This window comes from Rhodococcus sp. 320_ES (assembly GCF_059691855.1).
Map to the genome: position 1 here is coordinate 1 of NZ_JCAWAG010000005.1, position 25,972 is coordinate 25,972.

Annotated in this window: 27 protein-coding genes; 18 read left to right on the forward strand and 9 right to left on the reverse strand. The window is 66.3% G+C overall.

Annotated features, from left to right (window positions below):
* Positions 1-74: 74 nt before the first annotated feature.
* Positions 75-1,922 carry a dihydroxy-acid dehydratase gene (ilvD, locus tag AC59JP_RS17580; RefSeq protein ID WP_497327108.1) on the reverse strand — a complete coding sequence of 616 codons (1,848 nt, stop codon included), beginning with the start codon at positions 1,920-1,922 and terminating at the stop codon, positions 75-77.
* An 80-nt stretch (positions 1,923-2,002) separates the two neighbouring features.
* Between ilvD and AC59JP_RS17585 the strand changes: the two genes are divergently transcribed.
* Complete coding sequence (locus AC59JP_RS17585) at positions 2,003-2,842, forward strand: helix-turn-helix transcriptional regulator (RefSeq protein WP_497327109.1); 840 nt, start codon at positions 2,003-2,005, stop codon at positions 2,840-2,842.
* 6 nt (positions 2,843-2,848) lie between these two features.
* On the opposite strand, the gene AC59JP_RS17590 is transcribed toward AC59JP_RS17585, so the two are convergent.
* On the reverse strand, positions 2,849-3,502 hold the full coding sequence (locus AC59JP_RS17590) for a hypothetical protein (protein ID WP_497327110.1): 654 nt from the start codon (positions 3,500-3,502) through the stop codon (positions 2,849-2,851).
* A 280-nt stretch (positions 3,503-3,782) separates the two neighbouring features.
* Between AC59JP_RS17590 and AC59JP_RS17595 the strand changes: the two genes are divergently transcribed.
* Complete coding sequence (locus AC59JP_RS17595; protein WP_497327111.1) at positions 3,783-5,321, forward strand: carboxylesterase/lipase family protein; 1,539 nt, start codon at positions 3,783-3,785, stop codon at positions 5,319-5,321.
* Positions 5,322-5,323: 2 nt separating this feature from the next.
* Here the strand turns inward: AC59JP_RS17595 and AC59JP_RS17600 are convergent, their stop codons facing one another.
* The 3 genes from AC59JP_RS17600 to AC59JP_RS17610 are packed head-to-tail and all read right to left on the reverse strand — an operon-like array spanning position 5,324 to position 8,742.
* Positions 5,324-6,610 carry a competence/damage-inducible protein A gene (locus AC59JP_RS17600; protein ID WP_497327112.1) on the reverse strand — a complete coding sequence of 429 codons (1,287 nt, stop codon included), beginning with the start codon at positions 6,608-6,610 and terminating at the stop codon, positions 5,324-5,326.
* Between the two features lie 31 nt (positions 6,611-6,641).
* Positions 6,642-7,898, reverse strand: a complete 1,257-nt coding sequence (locus AC59JP_RS17605) for an esterase/lipase family protein (protein WP_497327113.1) — start codon at positions 7,896-7,898, stop codon at positions 6,642-6,644.
* 40 nt (positions 7,899-7,938) lie between these two features.
* Positions 7,939-8,742: a bestrophin-like domain gene (locus tag AC59JP_RS17610; RefSeq protein ID WP_497327114.1), complete on the reverse strand. Its 804-nt coding sequence runs from the start codon at positions 8,740-8,742 to the stop codon at positions 7,939-7,941.
* Positions 8,743-8,970: 228 nt separating this feature from the next.
* Between AC59JP_RS17610 and AC59JP_RS17615 the strand changes: the two genes are divergently transcribed.
* From AC59JP_RS17615 to AC59JP_RS17645, 7 genes are all read left to right on the forward strand, one after another.
* A complete protein-coding gene (locus tag AC59JP_RS17615) occupies positions 8,971-9,855 on the forward strand; it encodes an SDR family oxidoreductase (RefSeq protein WP_497327115.1) in 885 nt (294 codons plus the stop codon).
* A 17-nt stretch (positions 9,856-9,872) separates the two neighbouring features.
* The gene (locus tag AC59JP_RS17620; RefSeq protein ID WP_497327116.1) at positions 9,873-10,823 is read left to right on the forward strand and encodes a tripartite tricarboxylate transporter substrate binding protein; all 951 of its coding nucleotides are present in this window, start codon (positions 9,873-9,875) and stop codon (positions 10,821-10,823) included.
* Positions 10,820-11,716, forward strand: coding sequence for a DMT family transporter (locus AC59JP_RS17625; protein ID WP_497327117.1), 897 nt, complete (start codon positions 10,820-10,822; stop codon positions 11,714-11,716). The genes AC59JP_RS17620 and AC59JP_RS17625 overlap by 4 nt, the downstream gene beginning before the upstream one ends.
* Positions 11,717-11,720: 4 nt before the next feature.
* On the forward strand, positions 11,721-11,924 hold the full coding sequence (locus AC59JP_RS17630; protein WP_497327118.1) for a zinc-ribbon domain-containing protein: 204 nt from the start codon (positions 11,721-11,723) through the stop codon (positions 11,922-11,924).
* A 60-nt stretch (positions 11,925-11,984) separates the two neighbouring features.
* Complete coding sequence (locus AC59JP_RS17635; protein ID WP_497327119.1) at positions 11,985-12,530, forward strand: DUF2231 domain-containing protein; 546 nt, start codon at positions 11,985-11,987, stop codon at positions 12,528-12,530.
* Positions 12,531-12,618: 88 nt separating this feature from the next.
* Positions 12,619-13,572 carry a glycoside hydrolase family protein gene (locus tag AC59JP_RS17640; RefSeq protein WP_497327639.1) on the forward strand — a complete coding sequence of 318 codons (954 nt, stop codon included), beginning with the start codon at positions 12,619-12,621 and terminating at the stop codon, positions 13,570-13,572.
* A 13-nt stretch (positions 13,573-13,585) separates the two neighbouring features.
* A complete protein-coding gene (locus tag AC59JP_RS17645) occupies positions 13,586-13,963 on the forward strand; it encodes a DUF6941 family protein (RefSeq protein ID WP_497327120.1) in 378 nt (125 codons plus the stop codon).
* On the opposite strand, the gene AC59JP_RS17650 is transcribed toward AC59JP_RS17645, so the two are convergent.
* Positions 13,960-15,210, reverse strand: coding sequence for an alpha-hydroxy acid oxidase (locus AC59JP_RS17650; RefSeq protein WP_497327121.1), 1,251 nt, complete (start codon positions 15,208-15,210; stop codon positions 13,960-13,962). The two genes, AC59JP_RS17645 and AC59JP_RS17650, sit on opposite strands and share 4 nt — an antisense overlap.
* A gap of 102 nt (positions 15,211-15,312) precedes the next feature.
* Here AC59JP_RS17650 and AC59JP_RS17655 point away from each other — a divergent pair, with 102 nt between their 5' ends.
* The 7 genes from AC59JP_RS17655 (at position 15,313) to AC59JP_RS17685 (ending at position 20,275) form a co-directional block, all read left to right on the forward strand.
* Positions 15,313-15,540, forward strand: coding sequence for a hypothetical protein (locus AC59JP_RS17655; protein WP_497327122.1), 228 nt, complete (start codon positions 15,313-15,315; stop codon positions 15,538-15,540).
* Positions 15,537-16,454 (forward strand): ABC transporter ATP-binding protein, encoded by a 918-nt coding sequence (locus tag AC59JP_RS17660; RefSeq protein ID WP_497327123.1) that lies wholly within the window; start codon positions 15,537-15,539, stop codon positions 16,452-16,454. Before AC59JP_RS17655 ends, AC59JP_RS17660 begins: the two co-directional genes overlap by 4 nt.
* Positions 16,451-17,221: an ABC transporter permease gene (locus AC59JP_RS17665; protein ID WP_497327124.1), complete on the forward strand. Its 771-nt coding sequence runs from the start codon at positions 16,451-16,453 to the stop codon at positions 17,219-17,221. Before AC59JP_RS17660 ends, AC59JP_RS17665 begins: the two co-directional genes overlap by 4 nt.
* A 24-nt stretch (positions 17,222-17,245) precedes the next feature.
* Positions 17,246-18,367 (forward strand): sensor histidine kinase, encoded by a 1,122-nt coding sequence (locus tag AC59JP_RS17670; protein ID WP_497327125.1) that lies wholly within the window; start codon positions 17,246-17,248, stop codon positions 18,365-18,367.
* Positions 18,368-18,973: a response regulator gene (locus AC59JP_RS17675; protein WP_497327126.1), complete on the forward strand. Its 606-nt coding sequence runs from the start codon at positions 18,368-18,370 to the stop codon at positions 18,971-18,973.
* A 64-nt stretch (positions 18,974-19,037) separates the two neighbouring features.
* Positions 19,038-19,184 (forward strand): hypothetical protein, encoded by a 147-nt coding sequence (locus AC59JP_RS17680; protein ID WP_497327127.1) that lies wholly within the window; start codon positions 19,038-19,040, stop codon positions 19,182-19,184.
* Between the two features lie 8 nt (positions 19,185-19,192).
* Complete coding sequence (locus AC59JP_RS17685) at positions 19,193-20,275, forward strand: SDR family oxidoreductase (protein WP_497327128.1); 1,083 nt, start codon at positions 19,193-19,195, stop codon at positions 20,273-20,275.
* Here the strand turns inward: AC59JP_RS17685 and AC59JP_RS17690 are convergent.
* Positions 20,242-21,144 carry an alpha/beta fold hydrolase gene (locus tag AC59JP_RS17690; RefSeq protein WP_497327129.1) on the reverse strand — a complete coding sequence of 301 codons (903 nt, stop codon included), beginning with the start codon at positions 21,142-21,144 and terminating at the stop codon, positions 20,242-20,244. The two genes, AC59JP_RS17685 and AC59JP_RS17690, sit on opposite strands and share 34 nt — an antisense overlap.
* A 161-nt stretch (positions 21,145-21,305) precedes the next feature.
* Between AC59JP_RS17690 and AC59JP_RS17695 the strand changes: the two genes are divergently transcribed.
* Complete coding sequence (locus AC59JP_RS17695; protein ID WP_497327130.1) at positions 21,306-22,049, forward strand: alpha/beta hydrolase family protein; 744 nt, start codon at positions 21,306-21,308, stop codon at positions 22,047-22,049.
* Between the two features lie 8 nt (positions 22,050-22,057).
* Here AC59JP_RS17695 and AC59JP_RS17700 read toward each other — a convergent pair whose 3' ends face one another.
* Positions 22,058-23,254, reverse strand: coding sequence for an NADH:flavin oxidoreductase/NADH oxidase family protein (locus tag AC59JP_RS17700; RefSeq protein ID WP_497327640.1), 1,197 nt, complete (start codon positions 23,252-23,254; stop codon positions 22,058-22,060).
* 126 nt (positions 23,255-23,380) lie between these two features.
* On the opposite strand from AC59JP_RS17700, the gene AC59JP_RS17705 reads away from it, so the two are divergent.
* Positions 23,381-24,505: an SGNH/GDSL hydrolase family protein gene (locus AC59JP_RS17705; RefSeq protein WP_497327131.1), complete on the forward strand. Its 1,125-nt coding sequence runs from the start codon at positions 23,381-23,383 to the stop codon at positions 24,503-24,505.
* Here the strand turns inward: AC59JP_RS17705 and AC59JP_RS17710 are convergent.
* The gene (locus tag AC59JP_RS17710) at positions 24,502-25,854 is read right to left on the reverse strand and encodes an MFS transporter (protein WP_497327132.1); all 1,353 of its coding nucleotides are present in this window, start codon (positions 25,852-25,854) and stop codon (positions 24,502-24,504) included. The two genes, AC59JP_RS17705 and AC59JP_RS17710, sit on opposite strands and share 4 nt — an antisense overlap.
* Positions 25,855-25,972: the final 118 nt, after the last annotated feature.

The following is a 25,972-nucleotide window of genomic DNA, read 5'->3' on the forward strand; positions in this document are numbered from 1 at the left end:
CGTCGAACTTCCTCGGTGCAGCCATAACGGCATTCTCCTGGTGAGATCACAGTCTCCACCAGACCCAGGACGGTTCAGCCCAGCTTCGACACGTCCCGCACCGCACCCTTGTCCGCCGACAACGCCATCGCTGCATAGGCTTTGAGCGCCAGGGATACCTTGCGATCGCGCTGGATGGGCCGATACCCGGTGGTGGCTTCTAGCCTCGCGCGGCGTTCGGCCAGCTCGGCGTCCGACACCTCGACGGTGATGGACCGAGCCGGGCAGTCGATGGTGACTGTGTCCCCGTCCTGCACGAGGGCGATGGTGCCCCCGGCCGCTGCCTCCGGTGAGACGTGTCCGATGGAGAGGCCGGACGTTCCCCCGGAGAAGCGTCCGTCGGTCACGAGTGCGCAGACCTTGCCCAGTCCCTGGCCCTTGAGAAACGCCGTGGGATACAGCATTTCCTGCATTCCGGGTCCACCCTTCGGACCCTCGTACCGGATGACCACGACGTCACCGGGCTTGATTCTCTTGTTCAGGATGGCCTCGACCGCGTCGTCCTGCGATTCGAGGACGACCGCCGGTCCGGAGAAGGTGAGGATGGAGTCGTCGACACCGGCGGTCTTGACGACGCACCCGTCGACGGAGAGGTTGCCCCGCAACACGGCGAGCCCGCCGTCCACCGAATATGCATGTGCCACATCGTGAATGCAACCGTTCGCAGCGTCGGTGTCCAGGCTCTCCCACCGTTCGGACTGACTGAACGCCGTGGCGGACCGCACGCAACCGGGGGCGGCGTGGAACATCTCGACGGCCTCCGGTGAGGGTGACCCGCCGCGAATGTCCCACGTCTTCAACCACTCCGACACCGAGTCCGAGTGCACCGTGTGCACGTCCTCGTTCAGCAGGCCGGCGCGGTGAAGCTCACCGAGGATGGCGGGTATGCCTCCGGCGCGGTGGACGTCCTCCATCAGGTAGACCCCGTTCGGGGCCACCTTGGTGAGGCACGGAACGGCTTTGGAGCGCTTCTCGATGTCGCGGAGCGTGTAGTCCAGCTCCGCTTCCTGCGCTGCGGCGAGCAGATGCAGGATGGTGTTGGTGGACCCGCCCATGGCGATGTCCAGGCTCATGGCGTTGTCGAACGCCGCGCGCGACGCGATGGATCGGGGAAGCACGGTGGTGTCGTCGCCGTCGTAGTAGCGCTTGGTGATGTCGACGACCGTGGCACCGGCGTCCTGATAGAGCTTCTTGCGCGCGGTGTGCGTCGCGAGGATGGAACCGTTGCCGGGCAGGGCAAGCCCGAGTGCTTCGGTGAGGCAGTTCATCGAGTTGGCGGTGAACATGCCGGAGCAGGAGCCGCACGTGGGACACGCGGCTTCCTCGATGCGGGAGATGTCGTCGTCGGACACCGAGTTGGACACGGCATCGGAGATGGCGGAAATCAGGTTCAGGCGGGTGCGGACGGTGCCGTCGACGAGTACCGCTGTGCCGCCCTCCATGGGCCCGCCCGAGACGAACACGGTGGGAATGTTCAGGCGCATCGCGGCCATGAGCATGCCCGGAGTGATCTTGTCGCAGTTCGAGATACAGATGAGTGCGTCCGCGCAGTGTGCCTCGACCATGTACTCGACCGAGTCCGCGATCAGGTCGCGCGAGGGGAGCGAGTACAGCATGCCGCCGTGGCCCATGGCGATGCCGTCGTCCACCGCAATCGTGTTGAATTCGCGCGGAATTCCGCCCGCTGCCTTGATGGCGTCGGAGACGATGCGGCCCACCGGCTGCAGGTGTGTGTGACCGGGCACGAACTCGGTGAAGCTGTTCGCGACGGCGATGATCGGCTTGCCGAAGTCCTCGCGGTCGACGCCGGCGGCGCGGAGCAGCGCGCGTGCGCCCGCCATGTTGCGTCCGTGGGTGACAGTGCGTGATCTGAGGGCTGGCATGGATTCATCGTCGGTGTGAGGAGCGTCGACCACCAAGACGGTGGCGGTACTAGTAGTGGCACTACCAGTAGGCTCGGCCGATGACCACGGACAGCGCGGCGCAGCGTAGACGCGAGCTCGGGGACTTCCTGCGAGCCCGCCGCGGCCAGCTCGCCAGGGCGCCCCTCGGCTTGTCCGACGCCCCGCGCGGGCGCACCACAGGGCTTCGGCGCGAGGAGGTTTCGCTGATGTCCGGGGTGTCGATGACCTGGTACACCTGGCTCGAACAGGGTCGAGAGATGAACCCGTCGCGGCAGGTGATCGACGCGGTGGCGCGGACGCTGGCGCTCAGTCCGGCCGAGCACACCTACGTTCTGGGTCTCGCCGGCTATGCGGGGGAGCGGCCCGCCCGCACATCCGACCGCGCTCCCGCGCACGTTCAGCGACTGCTCGACGCGTTGGACACCTCACCCGCCTTCGCCATCGAACCGGACTGGCACATTTCCGGGTGGAACCGGGCGTACGCGGCGCTGTACCCGAACGTCGGGACGGTGCCCGACGCCGATCGCAACCTCTTGTACCTCGTCTTCACCGATCCGTACGTCCGAGAGTTGTTGCCGGACTGGGACGTCGACAGCCGACGGTTCCTCGCGGAGTTCCGCGCCGAAGTGGGTGCACGGCTCGGCGACCCTGCGGTGGCCGCCGTGGTCGACCGACTACGCAGCGTCAGCGCAGAGTTCCGGAGTGGGTGGGACGGCCACGGCGTCGAGGGCTTCGCGTCCCGCGAGCGCAGATTTCATCACCCGATGGTCGGCGACATGGTCCTCGAGCACCACCGCCTCGCGCCGTCCGACCATCCCGGCCTGCACATCGTCGTGTACACCGCCGGCAGAGACGCCGCGACACGACTCGAGACATTGCTGGCGGAACGGCAGTCGTGATGTGGGCTACGACGGAAGAGCATCGAAGAGATCGGACTGGTCTGGGCAGAAGTTCGTGACGATGGCGATCGCTCCCTGATCCGCAGCGAGTGGATTGGTCTCCTTGGTCAAGGTCGGCTGATTGGCGCCCAACCCGCAGACGTCGAAGGTCGTCCCGAGGAGTAGGGAGATCGGATGGCCGGTGGAGATCGACGCCAGTCCGGAGCGAATGTCCTGCGCACCGTCGGTCGTGTCGGGAACAGAAGCAGCGATGGCCTGGTCCAGGCGTTGAGTCATCCCGTTAGACAGCGTCTCGTTCGTGCAGAACGCGGACGACAAACGTTCGAGGGCCCCGGCCGGTGCGGCGTTCAGTATCGACACCTGCTGCTCGGTCAGCGTCGCGTCCGTCGGGGCGGGTGTCGGATTACCGAGCGCGGCACTGTATTTCGAGTACAGACTGTTCTGATCCGCGGCCAGATCGCCGATGTCCTTCTCGACCTGGTCCCGGGTGGGATTGGGACCGGTGAACTCCACCGGGCACGACGGTTGCGGAGCGGCCGTCGCCGACGGTGCCGCATCCGTCGTGCTGGCCGGCTCGCTCGAACACCCCGCAATGCCGAGCGCCACGACTCCCGCCGCAGCGATATGGAACAACAACGAGCCACGCATTTTCTTGCTCACGATTCTCGGAATTTCTTTCGTTCTGACGGCCATGGCCGAGCGGAATCGAGGAACGAGTCCTCTCGTGAGTGAGTGTGCTTGTTCATCCCGAATCGTGTCCAACTCGATGCGCCTGCAATGTCCGATAATGCCAACTGTGCGTTCGTCGTTCACGCTTCGTTCGCACAATCGTCGTTGTTGCGGTTATGGTGCTGACGCCGACTGTGCGCGCCGCACGCAGCCGGGTCAACGGGGGGTTGAAGTGAGATCAAGGTCGATTTTCGGGGCGATCGTGCTGGTCGTGGCGCTGCTGTCAGTTCCGCCGATAGCGTCTGCGCAGCCGGTCGTCACCGTGACCGGCGGAGCGATCACCGGTTTCGTCAACGACGGCATCGATCAGTATCTGGGCGTGCCGTACGCCAGCGCGGGCCGATTCCGATCACCCGAACCTGCTCCGGCCTGGCCCGGGGTGCGCCCGGCCGTCGCACACAGCAAGCAGTGCCCGCAAGCGTTGCCCCTCCCGGTGCCCGTCGATCCTGACCTGCCGAGTCTCGTCGGGATGCCGGCCAACAGCGAAGACTGTTTGAGCATGGACCTGTACGTGCCGAAAAACGCCGCAGGTCGCAACCTTCCGGTCATGGTGTACCTGTACGGAGGCGCCTTCGTCCTGGGCTCGAACTTCCAGTACGACTCGCCGTCGGAGATGGTGCGGAACGGCGACGTCATCGTGGCCATTCCGAATTACCGGGTCGGCTCTCTCGGCTTCCTCGCACTCCCGGAACTCGCGGCCGAGGCGGGCGGTGCCACAGGGACCTACGGAACGCAGGATCAGCAGTTCGCGCTGAGGTGGGTGAAGGAGAACATCGCAGCATTCGGGGGAAATCCCGGCAACGTGACCATCTTGGGCGAATCCGCCGGCGGGATGAGCGTGTGCACGCAACTGGCGTCGCCGACGTCGAAGGGACTGTTCACCAAAGCAATCGTGGAAAGCGGTGCGTGCGCACGGAGTCCACTGGTGCCGCCCACCAAGGACGTGGCGTACGCGCGGGCCGCGAAGTATGCGCTGGAGATGGGATGCACCGACGAGCGAACCCGTCTGGCGTGTCTGCGAGCGCTGCCCGTCAACAGGCTGTTGGACTCGCCGACGAACAAGTTCGACAGCCCGTTGGCGACATGGACACCGATCGTCGACGGGGTTGTTCTCGACTCGACACCGGAAGAGGCGCTGAAAGCCGGTGCTGCATCGGGTATCCCGATGATCGTCGGGAGCAACACCGACGAGGGCGGCACGTTCCTGGTGCTGTTCGACTATCTGAGCGGACGGATACCCACGGCTGCGAGTGTCGCCGACGACGTTCGGAAGCTCTATCCGGATCGGGCCGACCAGGTTCTGGCCCGCTACCCGGTCTACAAGTACCCGTCACCCGCCGCGGCGTTGTCCGCCGTATGGACCGATTCGCTGTTCGCCTGTCCTGCATTGGTCACCACCGAGGCGGCAACCAGCGGCGGTTCCGACGTGTGGCAGTACCAGTTCGCCGACGCACCGGTGGGGAAGGGCAGTCCCATCCTGCCGGGCGCATTCCATGCCGCCGAAGTTCCGTACATCTTCTCGCGGCTCGGCGGTATTCCGATTCCGTGGACGGGACCGGCAGCGGCGCTCGCCATCCAACTCAAGACGACCTGGGCCACGTTCGCGCACACGGGCAATCCGAATTCCAGCACATTGCCGAACTGGGACGTCTGGTCGGATCGTGAGCAGGCTCTGCGGATCGATCGCACGGCATCGGTCATGACCGGAACGTTCGCGAACGAGCACAAGTGCTCGTTCTGGGTGGGGTGAGTTCAGCTCCCGGTCGCCAACTCGGCGGCGAGCATGTGCATCGCAGCCGTGGTGGACAGCGCGCGCACACTCGCGCGATCGCCCGGTAGGTGGAGCGTTCGGGTGAGGGTCGCTCTGCCCGCCATGGCAATTCCGAAGCACACGGTCCCGACCGGCTTGAGATCGGTCCCACCGCCGGGTCCGGCTATTCCGCTGGTGGAGACGGCGACGTCGACGCTCAGTCGGCGCAGCGCACCTTCGGCCATCAGTGCCGCCACCGGTTCGCTGACCGCTCCGTGCTCGTCGATGACGTCCGCGGGAACGTCGAGGAGACCGATCTTGGCCTCGTTCGCGTACGACACCACGCCGCCGACGACGTAGGCCGACGACCCTGCCCGGTCGGTGAGACGCGCGGCGATCATGCCTCCGGTGCACGACTCCGCGGTGGCAATCGTTCTGTCGGACAGCGCGTGTGCCACGACATCGTCGATGGTGGTGCCGTCGGTGGAAAAGATCCGCGATCCGTGTGCCTCGTCGACGAGGCCCGCGAGCTGGTCGTAACTCGACGCGGCCGACTCGGCGAAGCGGGTCACCATCTCGAGCTCACCGAGTCGCAGGCAGGTGGTGATCTCGAGGTCCGCGAATCCCGGCACGCTCTGTTCTGCGGAACGCAGCGTCGCGGCCAGGTCGGCCTCGGACAGACCGTAGGCGCGGATCGTCTCCTGACGAATGTCGGCCCGCCGCAGCAACACTCGGGCGACGGGTGGGCTGTCGAGGGCGTCCTGCCACATGGACTGCAGTTCGCGGGGTGGCCCCGGCAGAATGAGAACGGTGGGGAGAGTCCCGGAATCGTTCGCCGCGATCGCGACGCCCGGCGCCGTTCCCGTCGGCGCAATGGAATGCGCACCCTCCGGAACCAGGGCTTGTTTGCGAATGCCGGCCCGCAGCGGTTCCGAGTCGGCCGCAGACGTGAGGCGACCGCGCCACCGCTCGACGATCGCGCCGATGCGCTGTTCGAGCTCGGCGTCGAGGTGCAGATCCAGGTCGTAGAGGGCGGCGACGGTCGAGACGGTGAGATCGTCCGCGGTCGGCCCCAGGCCGCCGGTGGTGACGATCAGGTCGACGTGTTGGTCCGCGAGAAACTGCAGCTGCGCGGTCATGTCCTCCGGGCGGTCCCCGCAGATCGTGATGTGCGCGACGTCGACCCCCAGTTCGAGGAGCTGCGCGGCCACCCACGGTCCGTTGCGGTCGGTGACCCGACCGGACAGCACTTCGGTTCCCGTGACCACGACGCCCGCTCGTACACCCATGGTCCGACCCTACTGGCGAGCCGCCCGCCTGCTACCGCTCCCCGACCAGGGCGCTCCGCATCCACGCGTACACCCTCTCGTCGTTGAGGAGGGTGAAGTGATGGGCGCTGTTGATGGATAGGCCGTCGTCGGGCCGAAGTCCGATGTCGCGCAGCTTGTTTCGCCCGGAGGCGCTGAAGGTGCGTACCAATCCGTCGCCCACCCACGATCCGACGGGATTCTGCGGACTGGAGGTGATCACTGCCGACGCGTGATGATGCCGGACGTTTTCCGGCACGGCAATATCGGTCGCCATACCGACACCGAATCCGTCGAGGTCCCTGGCGTGACCCTCGTCGTGGGTGATCGAGCCGTGGACCAGATCGCGGACACCGGCACTGCGCCGCGCCAGGAGGTGGGCGAACGGCCGCGTCTCGGGCGTCAGCGCCAGCGCTGCGGTGGCCAGATGGACACCGTGCGCTACCGGCGCTCCCAGGTGCGGAGTTCCGAGGGTGAACACGTCCGTCAGCTGGTCGACCCATCGACGTCCGTCCTCGGCGGCCTGATGCGCTGCGCTGCGCGAGACCAAACCACCCATCGAGTGACCGACGAGCGTGATGCGCTTGACCCCGACCGGCCAGGCCGTCACGAGATCCTCGATCAGGGCCGACAGGTCGGCACCGTTCGCGGCGATGCGACGCCCGGTGTTGTAGCGCAGATACACGGCCGTGGTGCCGGCTTCCGCGTCCAGTCGCTCGCCGTACGTCGGGCGACCACCGAGCCGCCACGCCGACTCGGTCTCGAAGAGTCCGTGCAGATAGAGCACGACGTGCGCGCCCGCTGTGGGAAACGCTGCCGCCAGGGCGCGGTACTTCACCGGAACGGCGCGGCCGTCGACACGAATCGACATCGGGAACGTCAAGGTCCGGCCGCTGCGTTCCATTTCGTCGCCGATCAGGCCGTGCAGGATCGCGATGGTCTGGGCGCCGCGGGTGGTCTCCGACGGCGAGTGCGGGCTGTCGTGCTCGACGGTGTCGCCGGACTCGTCGGATCGGGTCAATGCGCCGACGGTGTGGGCGGCGGCGGAGCAGACGGCCCCGATGGAGGTGTACGTGATTGCGGAAATCGCGTCGTGGGTCAGTTGCGCCGGCAACGCTGCCGGTCCGACACCGAGTCGTACGGCCGCGAAGGTGCGTCGGGCGATAGCCGAGTGCACGGCGCGGACCCCACCGGCGGCGGACGCCAGCTCACGCAGGGCAAGTTCCCCGAGCTCGCCCAGCTCCTGCGTTCGACGCGACGTTTTCCCCATCGACTCAGTGTACAAGTGTGCACTGTGTCGGCTCGAAGGATCAGGTTGGATTACCGAGCGAATTGCAGGGCGCGGGATGCCCGTCGTCGATCAGCTGAAGTGTCACGCCCATCTCGTCGGGCCGAATGCTGCCGGCCCAGCCCGAGTACGGGTGGTCCAGGAACATGACCACCATCAACGCCGACGCCACGAGGGCAGAGACGAACGCGATCGGAATCGCCTGCACGAGAGCACCTTCGCGCTTGTCCGCCTGCACGCACATGTACGTCAGAATGGCGGACGCTCCGATGCCGAGCACGATCCACAAGGGGAACGGGACCGAGGGTGTCGCTTCGGCGGCGCGAGCGCGGCGACCGTCCCGGCGTTCGGCTTGCTGGTCGAACCACTGCCCGTAGGCCGCTTCCTGTGACGCGCCCTGCGGCGAGGTGGCAGCGAAATCGCTGGTCATCGTGTCGACCCACTCGGCAACGACCGGGGACATCTCGCCCCGCGACATGGCGGGCCACTCGTCGGAGATCACGGCGCGGCTGTAACAGATGAGATCGCCGTGCAGGCGCTCTCCTTCCGGCCCTTCGAGAACTTCGGCCACGCTGTGCAATTCGGTCACCGCAACGGCCTCCGTGCTGGCGCCGTTACGCGCAGCCTGATAGCTCTGCAGGGCGAAGAAGATGGTGAACGCCAGCACCACTGCGAACATGGTGCCGATCACCGTCAGCGCGCCCGCGGCCCGCGTGCTGTCGATGAACCAGCCGGGGTCGGGTGCGCGGGTGCGTGCCAACAGTTTGACGGTGACCGCCAGTGCCACAACGGCAACCACGACAAGGGCCAGGATCCAGCTCGACACCGGGCAACTGTAGGCGCAGGTGCAGCGGAATGCGGTCGAATAGCGTTGCGCCGGAGTTACATACCGAACGACGCTGGTTTCGACCGCTAACGGTACCCGAGATTGTTTGTCGGGATGTGCTGCGCCCACCCGTCTCCGCACCCTACTGTGGCGATGTTGGAGCAGCTACCGCTGTGCTTCGGGGCAAAGGCGATCGGACAGGGTCGATCGGGCAGGGGCGATGCTGTGATGTCGAACGTTCGGATGTCCCTCAGGCTCGCCGGGATGCGGCCCTTTCCGACCTGGCGCACCACAGAGCGGGTGAACCTGCGGGGCAAGCGAATTCTGGTCACCGGCGCCTCCTCGGGGATCGGCGCCGCTGCAGCGCTGAAGCTGGCCGCCGAGGGCGCCACCGTCATCGCGGTCGCCCGCCGTCGAGCTCTTCTCGACGAGATCGTGGGCGCCGCCGCGGCGGCGGGCGGCAATGCCGTTGCCGTGCAGGCAGATCTGTCCGATCTCGACCAGGTCGACGAGGTGGTGGAGCGCGCTGGTCCGGTAGACGTTCTCGTCAACAACGCGGCTCGGTCGATCCGGCGATCGCTCTCGGAATCGCTGGATCGCTGGCACGACGTCGAGCGCGTGATGGCACTGAACTATTACGCGCCGCTCAGGCTCGTTCGCGGGGTGTCACCCGGCATGATCGAACGCGGTGACGGACACATCGTGAACGTTGCGACGTGGCGCGCTCTCCCCGAGGCCTCACCGATGTTCGCCGCCTACAACGCATCCAAGGCCGCGCTCAGTGCGGTCAGCCGGGTCATCGACACGGAGTGGGGCGCCGCAGGTGTGCATTCCACCGTCGTCTACTTCCCGCTGGTGTCGACGCCCATGATTGCGCCCACTCGGGCGTACGACGGTCTTGCTGCACTCACGGCGGACGAGGCCGCCGACTGGATCGTGACCGCCGTGAAGACCCGGCCTCTGCGAATCGCCCCTCGCAAGGCGCTCGCGCTCCGCGCGCTCGACCTTGTCGCCCCACGTGCTGTCAACGGCATTCTCGAACGTGAAACCGCGCGCATGAACGCTCGAAATACTGTCACACAACACAATTCGACGATCGGGGCGCGGCAATGAGATCGACCGTGTGCGGCGTGTTGACAGCGGTAGCGATTCTGCTCGCAGGCTGTTCGCAGTCCACACCGACGGCGGACCCGGCGCCCTATCCCGCGGGGCCGATCACGTTGACGGCGGGTGCCAACCCCGGCAGCGGTCTGGACCTCACCGTTCGCTCGGTCGTCGACGCGTTGCAGAAGGAGAAGATCGTTGACGCCCCGCTGTCGGTGGAGAACCGACCGGGCAACAGCGGCGCGGACTTTCTTGCCACCATGGTGACGCAGCTCCGGGGCGACGACGACCAGATCGCGTCGACGTCGCTGTCGATGGTGGTGAATCAGGTGAACGGAACGTCCGAGTACGGCGTCGGCGACGTCACGATGATCGCCCGTCTCATGACCGAGTACTACGTCGTCGTGACCCGACCTGGCTCACGGTTCGCCCGTTTGCCCGACGTGATCGATGCGGTCCGTGCCGATCCCGCCGGGGTTGCGATCGGAGCTGCGTTCGACGACGAAGCACCGTTCGACCTGCTAATCACGGCAGCGGGAGGGGACCCGTCGACCGTTCGCTACGTGACCGAAGAGGGCGGCGGCGAACAGATCGCGGCGCTGCAGGACGGCAATATCGACGTGGCGATCGGCGGGGTGAGCGAATTCGTGGACCAGATCTCCTCCGGCAGCCTCGCCGCATTGGGTGTGCTCGCCGAGAATCGCGTGCCCGGTCTCGATGTGCCCACCGCGAGAGAACAGGGTCTCGACGTCACCCTGTCCAATTGGCGCGGGCTCTACGGCCCGCCGGACATGCCGGCCAACGCCGTCGAGTACTGGCAGAGCGCGCTGGGGAAAATGGTCGACTCGCCCACGTGGACCCAGACAGCGCAGCGCAGCAAATTCACGACCACGTTCATGGTGGGTGACGAACTTCGCGCCTTCCTGACCGAGACGCAGAAAGACGTCGAGGCCGTGTTGAGGTCCGGCCCGCGGTGATCCGCTCCGCCACCGGCTACCGACCCGAAAACCTGGTGCTCGGAGCAGGATTGACGACGGTCGCGTTCTTCTGCGTGTCACTCGTCGGCGCTCTGGCCAAGCAATCCGGAACCTACACCTCCACCGGAGTGTTGCTGCTGTTCCAGAATGCAATCGGGTTGCTGTTCGTCGTGCCGGTGGCGCTGCGCGGCGGGATCGCCGCGGTGAGGACGCACCGAATCGGCATGCACGTTCTGCGGGCGGCGACGGGAACGGCGTGCTGGTTTGCACTCTTTTTCGCGATCACTCGAATTCCGTTGGCCGACGCCACATTGCTGACCTACAGCGCGCCCCTGTGGATGCCTCTGATCGCATGGTGTGTCACTCGTCAGAGGGTTGCTCGCCTCACCTGGATCGGTGCGGGCATCGGATTCGTCGGTGTGGTCCTGGTGCTGCAACCGTCGGGCAACAACGTCGGACTGGGGTCGTTCGCCGCTCTCGCGGGGGCGTTGCTTCTCGCCACCGCAATGATGTCCGTTCGCTGGTTGGGTTCGACGGAACCCTTGATCAGAGTGCTGTTCTACTACTTTCTGCTGTCCACCGTGATCGCGGTGCCTATCGCCGCGGTGGATTGGCGACCGATTCCGGCGCAGGCGTGGGTGTGGCTGGCCGCGCTCGGGTGTGCGCAACTGGCGTCTCAAGCCCTGATCGTCGTGGCCTACCGCTACGCGCCGGCAGAGAAGGTCGGGCCGTTCATCTACTCGGTGATCGTGTTCACCGCCCTCATCGACTGGGCGGTCTGGCACCACCGGCCATCCCTGATCGCATGCATGGGCATGCTTCTGGTCATCGGAGGTGGCCTCGTCGCCGTTCGTGCTGGTCGGCGCTCCCGGACCGCCGCGACAGTAGGCTGAGGTCGTGTTCCTCCTCTTCGGATTCGGTGTCAAACGCAAACAGCTCGGTCTCGGCTCGACCCGGACGTGCCCGCGGTGCCACAACACCACGCAGTGGGCGCGCATGCGGCAGTACAAGCAGTTCACGGTGTTCTTCGTCCCGCTCGCTCGATGGAAGCGCGAAGAATTCGAACAGTGCGGGATCTGCGGGTCGGCTGTCTCCGTCTGATCCAGTAACCACCCGACACCAGTCGGGTTACGTCCGTCACAGACGGGTACTCGGGAGCGTATGAACCTGACTGCGTTGTTCGAACCCGCCGAAGAAGCGTCGATTCTCGATCCGGTGAGTGATGCGGTGGCGTCGACACTGCGATCCGCTCTCGACGGCACTGCCGTCGACGGCATCCTTCGTGGGACGTTCATCGGGCATCCGATTCACCCGATCGCCGCATACTCCACCGTCGGAATGTGGAGCAGCGCAGTGTTTCTCGACCTGACGGGTGGGAGCGGCGACGCAGCCCGTCGATTGTTGGGCGCCGGACTGGTGACAGCGCCGGCAGCTCTGATCACGGGGTGGGCGACGTGGTCGACGCTGACCCGCGAGCAGCGTCGAGTCGGATTGATCCACGCGAGCACCAATGCGGTGGCTCTCGGGTTGTTCACGGCGTCGTACCGGCGGCGGGCCAAGTCTCCCGACTCGCCCGCCGACACTCGGTCGAAAGCGTTGGCGCTAGGCGGTTTCGCCGTTGCCGGCATCGGCGGGGCGCTGGGCGGTCATCTCGGGTACAACATGGGAGCAGGAGTGGCCGCGCGGGCTGTTCCGGCCGGGATCTGACGCCCTCCGGGGTAACGATCCGCTAACCCTGTGACCCGAGTGACGGGTGGTGTTCGTTCCTACCCGTGATACTCGATGCGTGACGTCCATCCGAAATGCCGTGTCTGCGGTCGCGACCGTGCTGTTTCTTCTCGCCGCCGCGGTGCTGGCCGCGCCGGCCACCGGTCATGCCGAGCCGTCGTGGCGCTACACGATGGTGGCGTTCAGCAACGTCTCCGATCGGGACATGGACGTCTATCAATCGTCCGACGGCACCACGTTCGAGCCACTGCAGCGCCCGGCGTACCGACCCCCGACGGGACTGGTGCGTGATCCGAGTATCTTTCGGCACTCCGACGGCATGTACTACGTCACGTACACCACGGCCGGGGGAGCGAACATCGGCTTCGCGCGGAGCAGCGACCGGGTCAACTGGACGCATCTGATGGACTACCCGGTTCCGTTCTGCTGCATCTTCATGCCGGGAACGGGCGACGGCGTCGGCCTCGCGCCGGGGTCGGTCGGCTCCGCCGGTTCGTCGGACGGTCCGTCCCTGTCGCCGTTCGTCACCAAAGCGTGGGCGCCGGAGTGGTTCGTGGAAGGCGATACCGTCAGCGTCATCCTGTCGCTCTCGACCGGCGGCGGATTCGTGCCCTACGTGATGACGGCGATGAACCCGTCGCTGACCATGTTCGGCATGCCCGTGCCGCTCGTCGGGCTCGGCGCGGATCGCATCGACACCACCATCGTGAAGATCGGCTCCGACTATCACGCGATCACCAAGAACGAGACCAAGAAGGTGATCGAGCACGCGATCGCGCCGACGCTGGTCGGGCCGTACCGCTTCCTCCCCACGGGGAACGACTGGGGAACGCTCCGTGAGGGCCCGTCGTTGGTCCAGTTGCCGAACGAGACCTGGCGGTTGTACTTCGACGCCTACACCGAGGGCAAGTACCTCTACACCGACAGCGGCGACGGTCTGCGCACGTGGACGCCGGTGCAGGAACTGCCGGGGGTGTCCGGGTCCGTCCGGCACTTCGGTGTGATGCGGGAACCGGTGTGATGCGGGAGCCGGCGTGATCATCACCGGACTGTTCTTCGCCGAGTACGCCCGGGCGTCGTCGGACATGCTCGATGTTCTGGGCGCCGTGTGGGATTCGTGCACCGTGCCGCGGGAGACTCGGATGCTCGAGTGTCGTCTCGTCGCGCTGTTGCAGACCGGACCGGACGACATCGGAAAGGACTATCCGGCCGCCCTCGAAGTTCTCGACGCGTCGGGAAACCACGTGGTGAATCAACGAGGGCTGCAGATCCCCGGCGCCGGTTTCACCGGTGAGAACCGCTTCTGGTTTCTTCCCATGCAGATGGTGTTTCGCGACGAGGGCCGCCACAACTTCGTCCTCAGCGCAGGTGGGTCGCAGGCGAGCGTCGGCCTGCGCGTCTTGTTCGGCTAGAGACGACTCTGGCCTCGGATGGGGCCGAGGCGCGCCAATTGCGTGACGTGGCTCGGGTTCAGTTCCGCGATCGAATTGACCTGCAGCAGTTGCATGGTGCGCACGATCTCGCCCGAGAGGATGTCGATTGCGCGGTCCACCCCGGCGCGACCTCCCGCCATGAGGCCGTACAGGTACGCGCGCCCCACGAGAGTGAACGTTGCGCCCATGGCGATGGCCGCCACGATGTCGGCTCCGTGCATGATGCCGGTGTCGATCACCACGTCGAGGTCGCCGCCGACTTCACGCACGACCTCGGGCAACAGATGAAACGGCACGGGAGCGCGATCGAGCTGACGGCCACCGTGGTTCGACAGCACGATCCCGTCGACACCCAGGTCGGCGAGCCGCTTCGAATCTTCCACGTTCTGAACGCCTTTGACCACCAGGCGACCCGGCCACATACCGCGGACGATGTCGAGATCCTCGAACGATATCGACGGATCCATGGCGAAACCGATCAGATCGGCAACCGTGCCTCCCGTCGATGTGAGCGAGGCGAACTCGAGCTTGTCGGTGGTGAGGAAATCCCACCACCACCAGGGTCGCGGAACAGCGTTCAGCACGGTCGACGCCGTCAGTCGCGGCGGTATGGAGAAGCCGTTGCGGGTGTCGCGCAGGCGGGCGCCGGCCACGGGGGTGTCCACGGTGAAGAGCAGTGTGTCGAATCCTGCGCGCGCCGCTCTCTCCACCAGGCCGAAGGAGATCTCGCGCTGCTTCATGACGTAGAGCTGGAACCAGTTGCGTCCGTTGGGGTTCGTCGCCTTCACGTCCTCGATCGACACCGTGCCGAGGGTCGAAAGGCTGAACGGAATGCCCGCGGCTGCTGCGGCCCCCGCACCCGCGTACTCGCCTTCGGTCTGCATGAGTCGGGTGAACCCGGTCGGGGCGATACCGAACGGGAGCGCGGATGGACCGCCGAACACCGTCGTGGAGGTATCGACATGCGAGACGTCTCGCAGGATCGACGGATGAAATTCCACGTCCTGGAACGCCTGTCGCGCACGGGCGAGCGAAACCTCGGCATCGGCCGCCCCGTCGGTGTAGTCGAACGCGGCTCGCGGAGTGCGCCGTTTGGCGATTGTGCGCAGATCGGCGATCGTCAAAGCCGATTCCAGCCGTCGACGGCGGCCGTTCAAATCAGGCTTCTTGAACGAGACGAGTTCGAGAAGTTCGGACGGCTTAGGAGCTTGCCTGCGTAGAGCCATGACCCATCATGACATTTGTCATCGCCGCCCGATGACACTGTCATCGCAGGTCATGCACCTGTGCACTGTTGCGGATCGGGCGATCTCCGAACAATCGTAGGCATGAAGCAACCAGACGAAGGAAACCTGTTCACCGACCTCATGGAGCTCGGCCCGGCGCCGACGATGTCGCGCGAGATCGTGGTCGTCGTCATCTCGTTGGCCATCGTTGCGGTCTTGCTCGCCATCGTCGGCCCGAGCGTGCCGGCACTCGTGGCCACGGCCGTGATCGTCGTCTTCCTGGGCGTTCGATTCGCCATCGGCCTCCGCCATTGGGAGAAGCAGTCATGAACATGATCGACGTATCGGGCATGACCCGCCGGTACGGATCGGGCAAGGCGGCCTACGAGGCCGTCAAGAACCTCGATCTGCACATCGCAGAAGGCGAGCTGTTCGGACTGCTCGGCACCAACGGCGCCGGCAAGACCTCGACGCTCGAAGTCATTCAGGGCCTGTCGAAACCGAGCGCAGGCTCGGTGCGGATCATGGGTATGGACCCGGTAGCCGACCGCCGGAAGGTACGGCCGGCGCTCGGGATCATGCTGCAGAAGGGCGGCCTGCCACAGGATCTCACCGCCGAGGAGAGCCTGCAGATGTGGGCCGGCACGTGTAGCAAACCGCTTCCGGTCGGCGAGGTGCTGACCAAGGTGGATCTGTCGGACCGCGCGGCCACCCGCGTGAAATTTCTGTCCGGCGGTGAGCAGCGCCGGCTGGATCTGGCGTGCGCGATCATCAGTCGGCCGTGCGTGTTGTTTCTCGACGAGCCCACCACCGGTCTGGACCCCGAGAGCCGACGCAACACCTGGCGCCTGATTCAGGAGCTCAAGGATTCCGGCGTGACCATCATGTTGACCACGCACTACCTCGACGAAGCCGAGTCACTGTGCGATCGCTTGGCAATCATGCACAAGGGCACCGTCGTTCGCAGCGGAACGGTCGACGAGGTGGTGGCCGATCACCCGGCGAAGATCGATTTCACGGTGCCCGAGCGTGCGCTGCCGCAACTCCCCGACGTCGACGTCGACGTCCGCGGCGACACGGTGACCATCACGACGTCGTCGGTGCAGGACACGCTCACCGAGTTGTTGATGTGGGCGCGCGAGAACCGAGTGACCCTGCACGGACTCGACGCGCGGGCAGCGTCCCTCGAGACTGTGTTCCTTTCCATCGCAGACGAATTCGACGACCAGAGGATCAGCGCATGAGCACCGTCACCGCACTGTCGAAAGCCGAGTTCACGCTCCTCGGCCGTAACCGTGTCCTGCTGTTCAACGCACTCGTGATGCCGCTGATATTTCCGGTGGCCGTGCTGATCATCGGCAAGCGCAACGGTGGACTCGAGGCGGCCGGCGTCTCGGCCGCGCTGGAAATCTTCGCTCTCTTTCTGTTGGTGTTCCTGGTCTACTACAACCTTCTGTCGGTCTACGCGACGCGACGAGACGAATTGGTGCTCAAGCGTCTTCGGACCGGGGAAAGCACCGACACCCAGATCCTGCTCGGTGCGGCCGTGCCGTCGCTGCTGCTGACGGTGCTGCTGACCATCGTCGTGGGCGCAGTGGTCGTTGCGCTGGGAGGCGGAGTTCCGGTCAACGTCGTACTGGTCGCCGTCGCACTGATCGGCGGCGCGGCCCTGTTCGCCGCGCTTGCATTGATCACGTCGGCGTTCACCCGCAACGCCGAGGCGGCGCAGATCACGAGCCTGCCGATCATCCTGCTGGCCATGCTCGGTTCGTCGCTTCTGCGCGATGTCGTTCCGGATTCCCTGTCGCGAGTCGTGGGCCTGACCCCGATGGCGGCAGTGACCGACCTGCTGAACCTGGGATGGTTCGGGAACACCACTGTGGGAGAGACGTCTGTCGGCTTCGCATCGACCTTCACCGAGGCCGGCATGCCGCTACTCGTCATGGCGGCGTGGATCGCCGGCAGCCTCGTGATCGCCCGTACCCACTTCCGGTGGGAACCGCGATCCTGACCGATCGTCTGCGAGGCTGACACCATGCGATTGCGTGACTACCTGAATCCGATGCACGGCTGGAACGACAGCAGTGACGTCGACAAGGTGCGCCTGTACACCCGGCAGTCGTTCGTGGTGATTCTGGTCGGGCTGGTCGTCGCCGGTGTCTCGCAATCGATTGCGGAGAAGGACGTCGTGACCGCGGTGTCGTCGCTGATCGGTGCCCTGGCTGCGGGGGCCGTGCTGCAGCGCACCTCGAGCATGGGTGGAACGTCCCGGCGCTCACCCCGACTTCCGCTCGTCGTTCTGATTGCGGCGAGCGCGGTGTCGGTGGCGTTCGGCAGTGTCCCGATCATCCTGTGGACGGCACTGCTGGTCACTGCGGCGGTCGCAGCGCTCGTCGATCTGCGGTGGTCTCTTGCCGCGGCGGTCGCAGCAATGGCTGTGTCCGCGGTGTTGGGCGCGGACGCTCCCCAGATCGTGTTCCTGGGCCTCTTCATCGCGTTCATGGCGCTGACCGTGCACCTGTCGATGTGGTTGCTGCGGCTCGTCACCGAACTCGAGGCCACCCGCGACTCGGCGGCCGCGCTGTCCGTCGCGGAGGAGCGGTTGCGCTTTTCCCGAGATCTCCACGACGTGGTCGGACGCGCGTTGTCCGCCATCGCGGTCAAGAGCGAGCTGGCCGCGACGCTGGCCAGGCGCGGTGACGATCGGGCGGCGGCTCAGATGGACGAGGTGCGCGAGCTGGCCCAGGATTCGATGTCCGATGCACGAGAGTTGGTGCGCGGCTACAGATCCGTCGACGTGGAGTCGGAGGTGGTGGGTGCTCGGTCGTTGTTGTCCGCAGCGGGAATTCGAACCGAGATCGTCGGCGAGGCGTCCGACGTTCCACCGCGGGCAGCCGAGCAGGCGGCCTGGGTTGTGCGGGAGGGAGTCACGAACATCCTGCGCCACTCGAACGCCACGTTCTGCCGAATGGAGTTCGGCGCGAACAGGATTCGACTTGTCAACGACGCGCCGTCTCCAGCGAGAGGCACGGGTGACGGTACCGGCCTGAACGGCCTGCGTGAGCGTCTCGCGGAAGTCGGTGGGGAGCTGCTCGTCGAGTCGACGTCCGATACGTTCAGCGTGACGGCCGATTTTTCGGGCGCGAAGGAGGCATAGGTGATTCGAGTTCTTCTGGCCGACGACGAGAACCTGATCCGCACGGCTCTGGCGACGATGCTCGACCTCGAGGACGACATCGACGTCGTCGGTCAGGCGGACTCCGGGGAGGCTGCGGTCACCGAAGCGGTGCAGCTCGAGCCCGACGTCGCCGTGCTCGACCTCCAACTCGGCGGAATCGACGGAGTCGAAGCGGCCGTACAGATTGCCGCGGCTCTGCCACGGTGCGCGTCGATCATCGTGACCAGTCACGGCCGACCCGGCTATCTGAAGAAGGCGCTCGAGGCGGGGGTGCGCGGATTCCTGCCCAAGACGACGTCGGCGGCCACGCTCGCCGAGGTGGTGCGCTCGGTGCACGGTGGTGGTCGCTACGTCGATCCTGCTCTTGCTGCCGAGGCGATCGGCGCCGGTGACTCGCCCCTGACCCCGCGTGAGGCGGACGTGTTGGAGTTCGCCGCGGACGGCGCGTCCATCGCCGAAATTGCTCAGCGAGCGCATCTTTCGCCCGGAACCACCCGCAACTACCTTTCGGCCGCCGCCGCCAAGCTGGGCGCGGCCAACCGCCACGAAGCCTGTGCCCTCGCGCGCCGGCACGGGTGGATCTGACCCCGACGCTTGAAACACCGCTCGACGGGGCACACGGGAGTGACCCTACCGACGAGGAGCCCCCATGACGATGCCCAGCGACGCCGCCGACGCAGTCGAGCGGACCGGCAGCAACGACGGACCCCGCGAGCAGGACGTCGACACCGACACCACTGCCTACGTCGACGAGAACAACGTGCCGCATCCGGGGGACCAGAACGAGAAGAGCTGATCGACGCCGTGAACCCCACCACCGCACGCACCGCACTTGTCGTCGGCGCGACCGGCATTGCAGGCCAAACGATCTCACGCCAGCTCGTCGACGCGGGCTGGACCACCTACGGATTGTCCCGCAGCGGATCAAGTCCTTTCGACGGCGCGATCCCAGTTGCGGCGGACCTGCTCGATCCCGACTCGCTCACCGCTGCACTCGCAGACGTGGACCCGGAGATCGTGTTCGTCACCGCCTGGATGAAGCAGGACACCGAGCAGGCCAACATCGAGGTCAACAGCGCAACTGTCCGTAACGTACTTGCTGCACTGGACGGGCGACCCTCGTTGCGTCACGTCGGCCTTCTGACCGGTCTCAAGCACTACCTCGGTTCGTTCGACGACTACGCCACCGGCGTCATGGCGGAGACTCCGTTCCACGAGGACGAACCCCGCTTGGACAGCCCGAACTTCTACTACGCGCAGGAGGACGAGTTGTTCGCCGCAGCGGAGAAGCAAGGATTCACCTGGAGCGTGCACCGGGCGCACACGGTGTTCGGATACGCGGTGGGCAACGCAATGAACATGGTCCTGACCCTCGGCGTGTACGCGGAGATGTGCCGTGAGACCGGTGCTCCCTTCGCCTTTCCCGGCTCGGAAACGCAATGGAACGGGTTGACCGACATCACCGACGCGGATCTGCTCGGTGAGCAGATGATCTGGGCCGCAACCCATGTCGAAGGTGAGAACGAAGCCTTCAACATCGCCAACGGTGACGTGTTCCGATGGCGATGGATGTGGCCCAAGATCGCCGCGGAGTTCGGCGTCGAGCCCGTCGGTTTCGCCGATGCGCCCCGACCGTTGGCGGAGCGTATGGACGATGCGCCCGCAATCTGGGCGGCGATCGCCGCTAAGAACGGTCTCGAGGTGAACGACGTCGATCGCCTCGCATCCTGGTGGCACACCGACAGCGACCTGGGGCGAAACATCGAGTGCCTGACCGACATGACGAAGAGTCGGCAGGCTGGATTTCTGGGCTTCCGATCGACCTTCGACAGTTTCGTTGACAAGACGGAGCGCTACCGCTCCGCCGGAATCCTGCCGACGCGATGATCGAGACCCAGAACCTCTTTCAGCTTGGCCGCGAACTCGACCGGCTTCCCGGTCTGCCCGAACTCTCCGCCGAGGAAACCCTGATGGGCGCCGGGGAAAACGACGGGTTCCAGGCCTAGCAGCCCTGCGACGGCATACGCACTGCGACCGGCCATTTCGCCGTCGGTCGGTCCTCCGGACTCCTCGCCCACGCCGACGACGATGCGGGTGGTTGCGGACCGGAGAGCCTCGACGTCGGGGGAGTAGCTTGCGCCGCCGCCGCGCATGTTCGCCATCAACCCGTCGGTGCGGGTGCCGTCGTCGGTGGTGGGCAACCCGAACATCTCCGGGTTCGGCGCGGGTCGCTCGAAATAGCCGGCGTCCAGTTCTCCGCGGTGCATGACCAGGGCGATGAACTTTGCCATCGCTGGTCCGAATCCGGACGCGTCGTAGGTGGCGACCATATCGTCGTAGACGGCAGCGAGAACGTCGCGGTCGGGCAGCGTTCCGCCCGCGGGTGGCTCGTGGGCGACGAGAGTCCGAACATCGTCGGGGTGGGCGGCGACCAGTTCGAGTGCGTTGACGGCACCGCCGCTGGACGCGAACACGTCCACCGGCCCTGCGTCGAGCGCGGTGATCAGCAGATGCAGATCTTCCGCGTGCTGCTGCGCCGTGACTGCGGCGTCAGGATCGTCCCGCACGCTGCGTCCTACGTTCCGGGGGTCGTAGGTGACCACCGTCCGATCGGCGAAGTGCGACGCGAGGGTGCCGAACCCGGTGGCGTCCATCGGTGAACCGATGAGCAGGAGCGGGACCGACCCTGCGGAGAGGCCGCCGTGTACGTCGTACGTCAGGGTGGCGCCGGTGACGGCGACTGTGTGGGTGCTCATGCAGGGTTCGACCTCGGGCACAACGGAAACTCATCGGAGCGGGCTAGCCTTGAGCTGTGTCTCCAGGAAGCGTGAACCGCCGAACCGCCCTTCGGTTCGGCGCTCTCGCCACCGTGCTCACGGCCTGCGGACAGCTCACCGCCTGCGGAAAGGATGTGCCCGTGCGAACACCCGACGGACCCGGCGAAGGACGACGCTCCTACGGCAGTGATCCCAGTCAGTTCGGCGAACTGTATCTGCCCAGCGGCACGCCGCGAGGAGTGGTGGTGGTGATCCACGGCGGCTTCTGGCGCAGCCAGTACGACTACACTCTGGGCTCTCCGCTGGCGACCGATCTGTCCGAGAAGGGCTGGGCGGCACTGAATCTGGAGTACCGGCGCGTCGGGAACGGCGGCGGCAACCCGGCGACCTTCGACGACGTGGCAGCGGGCATCGACATGCTCGCCCAGACGGACCTGAACCTGTCGACCGTGGTCACCCTGGGCCATTCGGCGGGCGGTCACCTGGCCACCTGGGCGGCGTCGCGCGGTCGGGACGAACGGTGGACCGGCGGAGTGGACGTCACTCACGTCGTCTCGCAAGCCGGTGTGCTCGACCTCGTCGTAGCGGACGACGAGGACCTCGGTGACGGCGCCGTCGCGGATCTGCTCGGGCACTCGCCCGGCCCGGCGGATGCGAGACTCGATCCACAGCAACAGATTCCGCTCGACGTGCCGGTGTGGTGTGTGCACGGCGACCGAGATTCGAACGTACCCATCGGGCAGTCGACGTCGTACGTCGACGCTGCGACCGCGGCCGGTGCGCGCGCCGAGATGGTCCGGGTCAGCGGGGATCACATGGTTCTGATCGATCCGACGTCGCAGGCCTGGGCGCGCACGCTGCAGATTCTCGACACGATCGGCTGACTGCGGAATCAGCGGCGTCGGTCGCCTCCGCGCTTGCTTCGGAACGCGTCGATTCCGTTGCGGCGCACCGTGGTCACCACCGTTCGAAGGATGGATCTATCGGGATCGGGCTCCTTGCCGGCGCCCATCAGGTGTAGCTGATCGGTGTGCCACTGCAGGTCGAGCGCGCCGTCCAGCGCTTTCAACGCCGGCGCCGACCGCAGTTTCGCGGGAATGCGCAGCGACACCGACGGTGCTGCCAGCGAGTTCGCGCCGTCGTCGAGGAGTGCGGTTGCGGCGGTGGGCATGATCGCGGTGGGACGACCCAACCCGACCACGTCGCAGTCGCCGGACTCGAGCGCCTCTGCCATGCCTGTGCGGGTCCGGAAGCCGCCGGTCACCGCGAGCGGAACGGATCCGGCTGCCCGGCGCACCGTGCGGGCGTACTCGAGAAAGTACGCTTCACGCGCTCGGGTGCTCTCGGACGAGGTTCCCATCATGGCCGGGGATTCGTAACTTCCGCCGCTGATCTCGATCAGATCGATGTTCTCCTCTGCCAATCGTTCGACGACGATGCGCGAGGACTCCTCGCTGAACCCGCCGCGCTGGAAATCGGCCGAGTTCAGTTTGATGCCGACCGCGAAGCCGGGGGAGACGGCGCTGCGGATCGCACGGACCACGTCGAGCAGAAATTTCATTCGGCCCTCCGCCTCGCCGCCCCAGACGTCGGTTCGTGTGTTCGACAGCGGCGACAGGAACTGCGAGATCAGATAGCCGTGCGCGCCGTGAATCTGCACGCCGTCGAATCCGGACGACTCGGCGACGACCGACGTGGTCGCGAAGCGTTCGACGATGTCGAGGATCTCGCCGTGAGTCAGCTCGCGCGGCGAGGGCAGTCCGGGAATGTTCAGCGCGATCGCGGACGGCGCGACCGGTCGAGCCTTGGTGGCCAACGGATTCGCTTGTCGTCCGGGGTGATTGATCTGCATCCAGATCGGGGTGCCGCCGTCGCGGGTGGCCTTGGCCCACCGCGTGAGCTCGTCCCGGTGCCTGTCGTCCTCAACGACGACGTTGCCCGGCTCGCCGAGGTGCTGACGGTCGACCATGACGTTGCCGGTCACCACGAGTCCGTATCCGCCTGCACCCCAGCGTTCGTAGAGACGTTCGAGTCGCGCATCGGGCCCGTGGTCCCGGGTGGCCAAGCCTTCGCTGAGCGCTGATTTCATCAGGCGGTTGGGAAGCACCTGGCCGCACGCCAAGGTGAGGGGAGAGCCGAGCGACACGTTGGATGAGTCCACGTCGCCGATGCTACTGGCGCGTCCGAGATGCCGGGGCGGGCCTAGACTGACGTTGTGCGTCACGAATACCGGTTTCCGTCGGACGTCATCCGCATCGACGGAGCCGGCGACATCGCCCCGTCGGGTCACGGCGGCGTCGACGTGCGGCGTCTCCCGGAGTGGACACGTGCCCAGTACCCGGATCGCATGACGGACTTCGTGTTCGGCGCCAGCGGCGGCATCCGCCTGGTGTTCCGCACCGCCGCGAGCGTCCTCACGGTTCGGCTGCACACCACCGCCCTCGAGGTGCGCGGCGAGGCGTCGTCACTCGCCGTCCAGGTCGTCGACGTCGTGGTCGACGGCGAGCGCCGTCGGCGGTGTCCGGTGGAGATCAGTTCCACAGTCGTTGTCGAGGAAGACCTTTCGATCGACGTGCGCGACGGAGAACCGTCGACGATCCTCGTGGACGACCTGGGCGACGACGACAAACAGATCGAATTGTGGCTTCCCAACGGCACCCTGACCGCGCCGGTGTCCGTGTCGGCGGACGCGGAGATTCGTCCGCCCCGTCCCGAGACGCGTCCGCGGTGGATCCATTACGGCTCGTCGTTGAGCCAGGGACTGGAGGCGGCCGGCATCGTGTCGACGTGGCCGGTGCGTGTCGCGCTGTCCCGCGGTCTTGCGCTCTACGACCTGTCCTTCACCGGGAACGCGATGCTCGACCCGTTCGTGGCCCGATCCATAGCCGGCGCACCCGCGGACCGGATCACCCTCGAGCTCGGTGCCAACATCCACAACGGGGCCGCCATGACTGCGCGCACCTTCGGTCCGGCCGTCGACGGGTTCCTCGACACCGTGCGCGACGGCCACCCCACCACGCCCATCACGGTCATCTCGCCGACGCCCTTTCCCATCGCCGAGGATCGTCCGGGGCCGGTGCTGCGCGGAGACGACGGCAACTACGTCGTCGCAGGTGACGACGGGGCTGTTCTCTTCGGTGCGCTGACCGTGCAGGACATCCGAGACAGATTGCGCGACATCGTTCTCCGTCGCTCCGGGCGCGACGACAATCTGGACTACATCGACGGACCCGATCTCCTTCACCAGGACGAGGCGGATCGTCTGGTGGACGGTCTTCATCCCGACGACGGGGGGCACGCGGTGATGGCAGCGCGATTCGACGCGCTCTGGGCCGATTAGTTCTCCGCTGCCGCCAGCACCAGACGCGCTTCGGGCTCGACGTATCGGTAGGCGCACAGAGCCAGAATCCCCCCGACCGTCAGAAGTGGCAGCAGCGGAGCCATTCCCACGATGAGGGAGTCGGCACGGTCGGACACCACGCCGACCAGCAGCGGGCCGATCGCACCGCCGATGGTGGCGACGATTTGCAACAACCCGAAGCCGAATCCGCGGTCTCTCGCGGACAGGACGTCGGCGACGCAGGCCGTGAGGGTCGGGAGTGCGAACGCGGAGAAGAACGCGAACACCACCAGCGAGGCGATGAACGGGACCTGCTTCTCCGTCGTCAATGCGCCGACCAACACCCCGCTGCCGACGAGGATGCCGCCGCCGCCCAGCAGGACGCGCCACTGCGCCAAGGTTCCCACGAACGCCCGGCGCGTCAGCAGCGATGCAACGAAGGTGCCGGCGACGATGCCCAGCAGGGTCAGGCCGCCGCCGGACGTGGCGGCGGCGGACTCGGACATGCCGAAACGTCGTTGCAGCAGGCTCGGCAACCAGAACGTCAGGCCACCGATCGACAAACTCATGACGGTCAGCGCGGACCCGGTGAACCACAGGGTTCGCGTGCCCGAGACGCGGGCCAGCTGCACCCGCATCGGTGCCGTGACCTCCTCCGTCGCAGCGGAATTGGACTTCGACGCCAGTCGGTCGGCGTAACCGCGTTCCGGCTCTCGCAGGCGTGAGACGAGCACGGCCGTGAGAACGCCCGGAATCGCCATCACGAGGAAGGCTCCGCGCCATCCCAGCCAGTCCGAGAGAATCCCGCCGAGGACGATGCCGGCGCCGCCGAGGTACGCGGAGGTGCGCCACCAGCCGAACGCGGTCGATCGCGTCGCCGGTGGGTAGAAGTCGGCGAGAAGGCTTGCGCTCGAGGGGTTGTCGACGGCCTCGGCGGCGGCGAGTCCGATACGGACGAGATAGAAGATCAGGAACGTGGGCGCGAGAGCGGAACCCAGCGTGGCGAGCGACCACACGACGACGACGATGGTGATCAGACGACCACGGTCGTAGCGGTCTGCGAGGTAGGCAGCCGGCATAGCCAGCACACCTGCGGCTACTGCTGCGGCTGTCGGGATCGAGCCGGCGACGGTGTCGCCGAACCCCCACTCCGCCTGCAGCTGCGGGAGCACGGCCGCAACGAGACTGAACTCGATGCGGTCGACGAAGGCGACGAGGATCAGCACGATGGCCGGCCCCCACCCGAACGGGAGGTCCAGTGCTTTCGGGCCTCCCCGGACAGTGCCGATGGTCCGCCACCGTGGGCGGGTGTTCACACCCGTGTCGGCGCGGTCGGTGTCGCTCGTCATGGGTGGCAAGTGTTCACGGCCGTGTCGGAGCAAACCCGGCAAACAGGATAATTTCGGAGGCCGAGCGAGAAGGTCTGTGATCGGTCACGGACCTCTCGCCTCAGCTCACGGGCCGAGG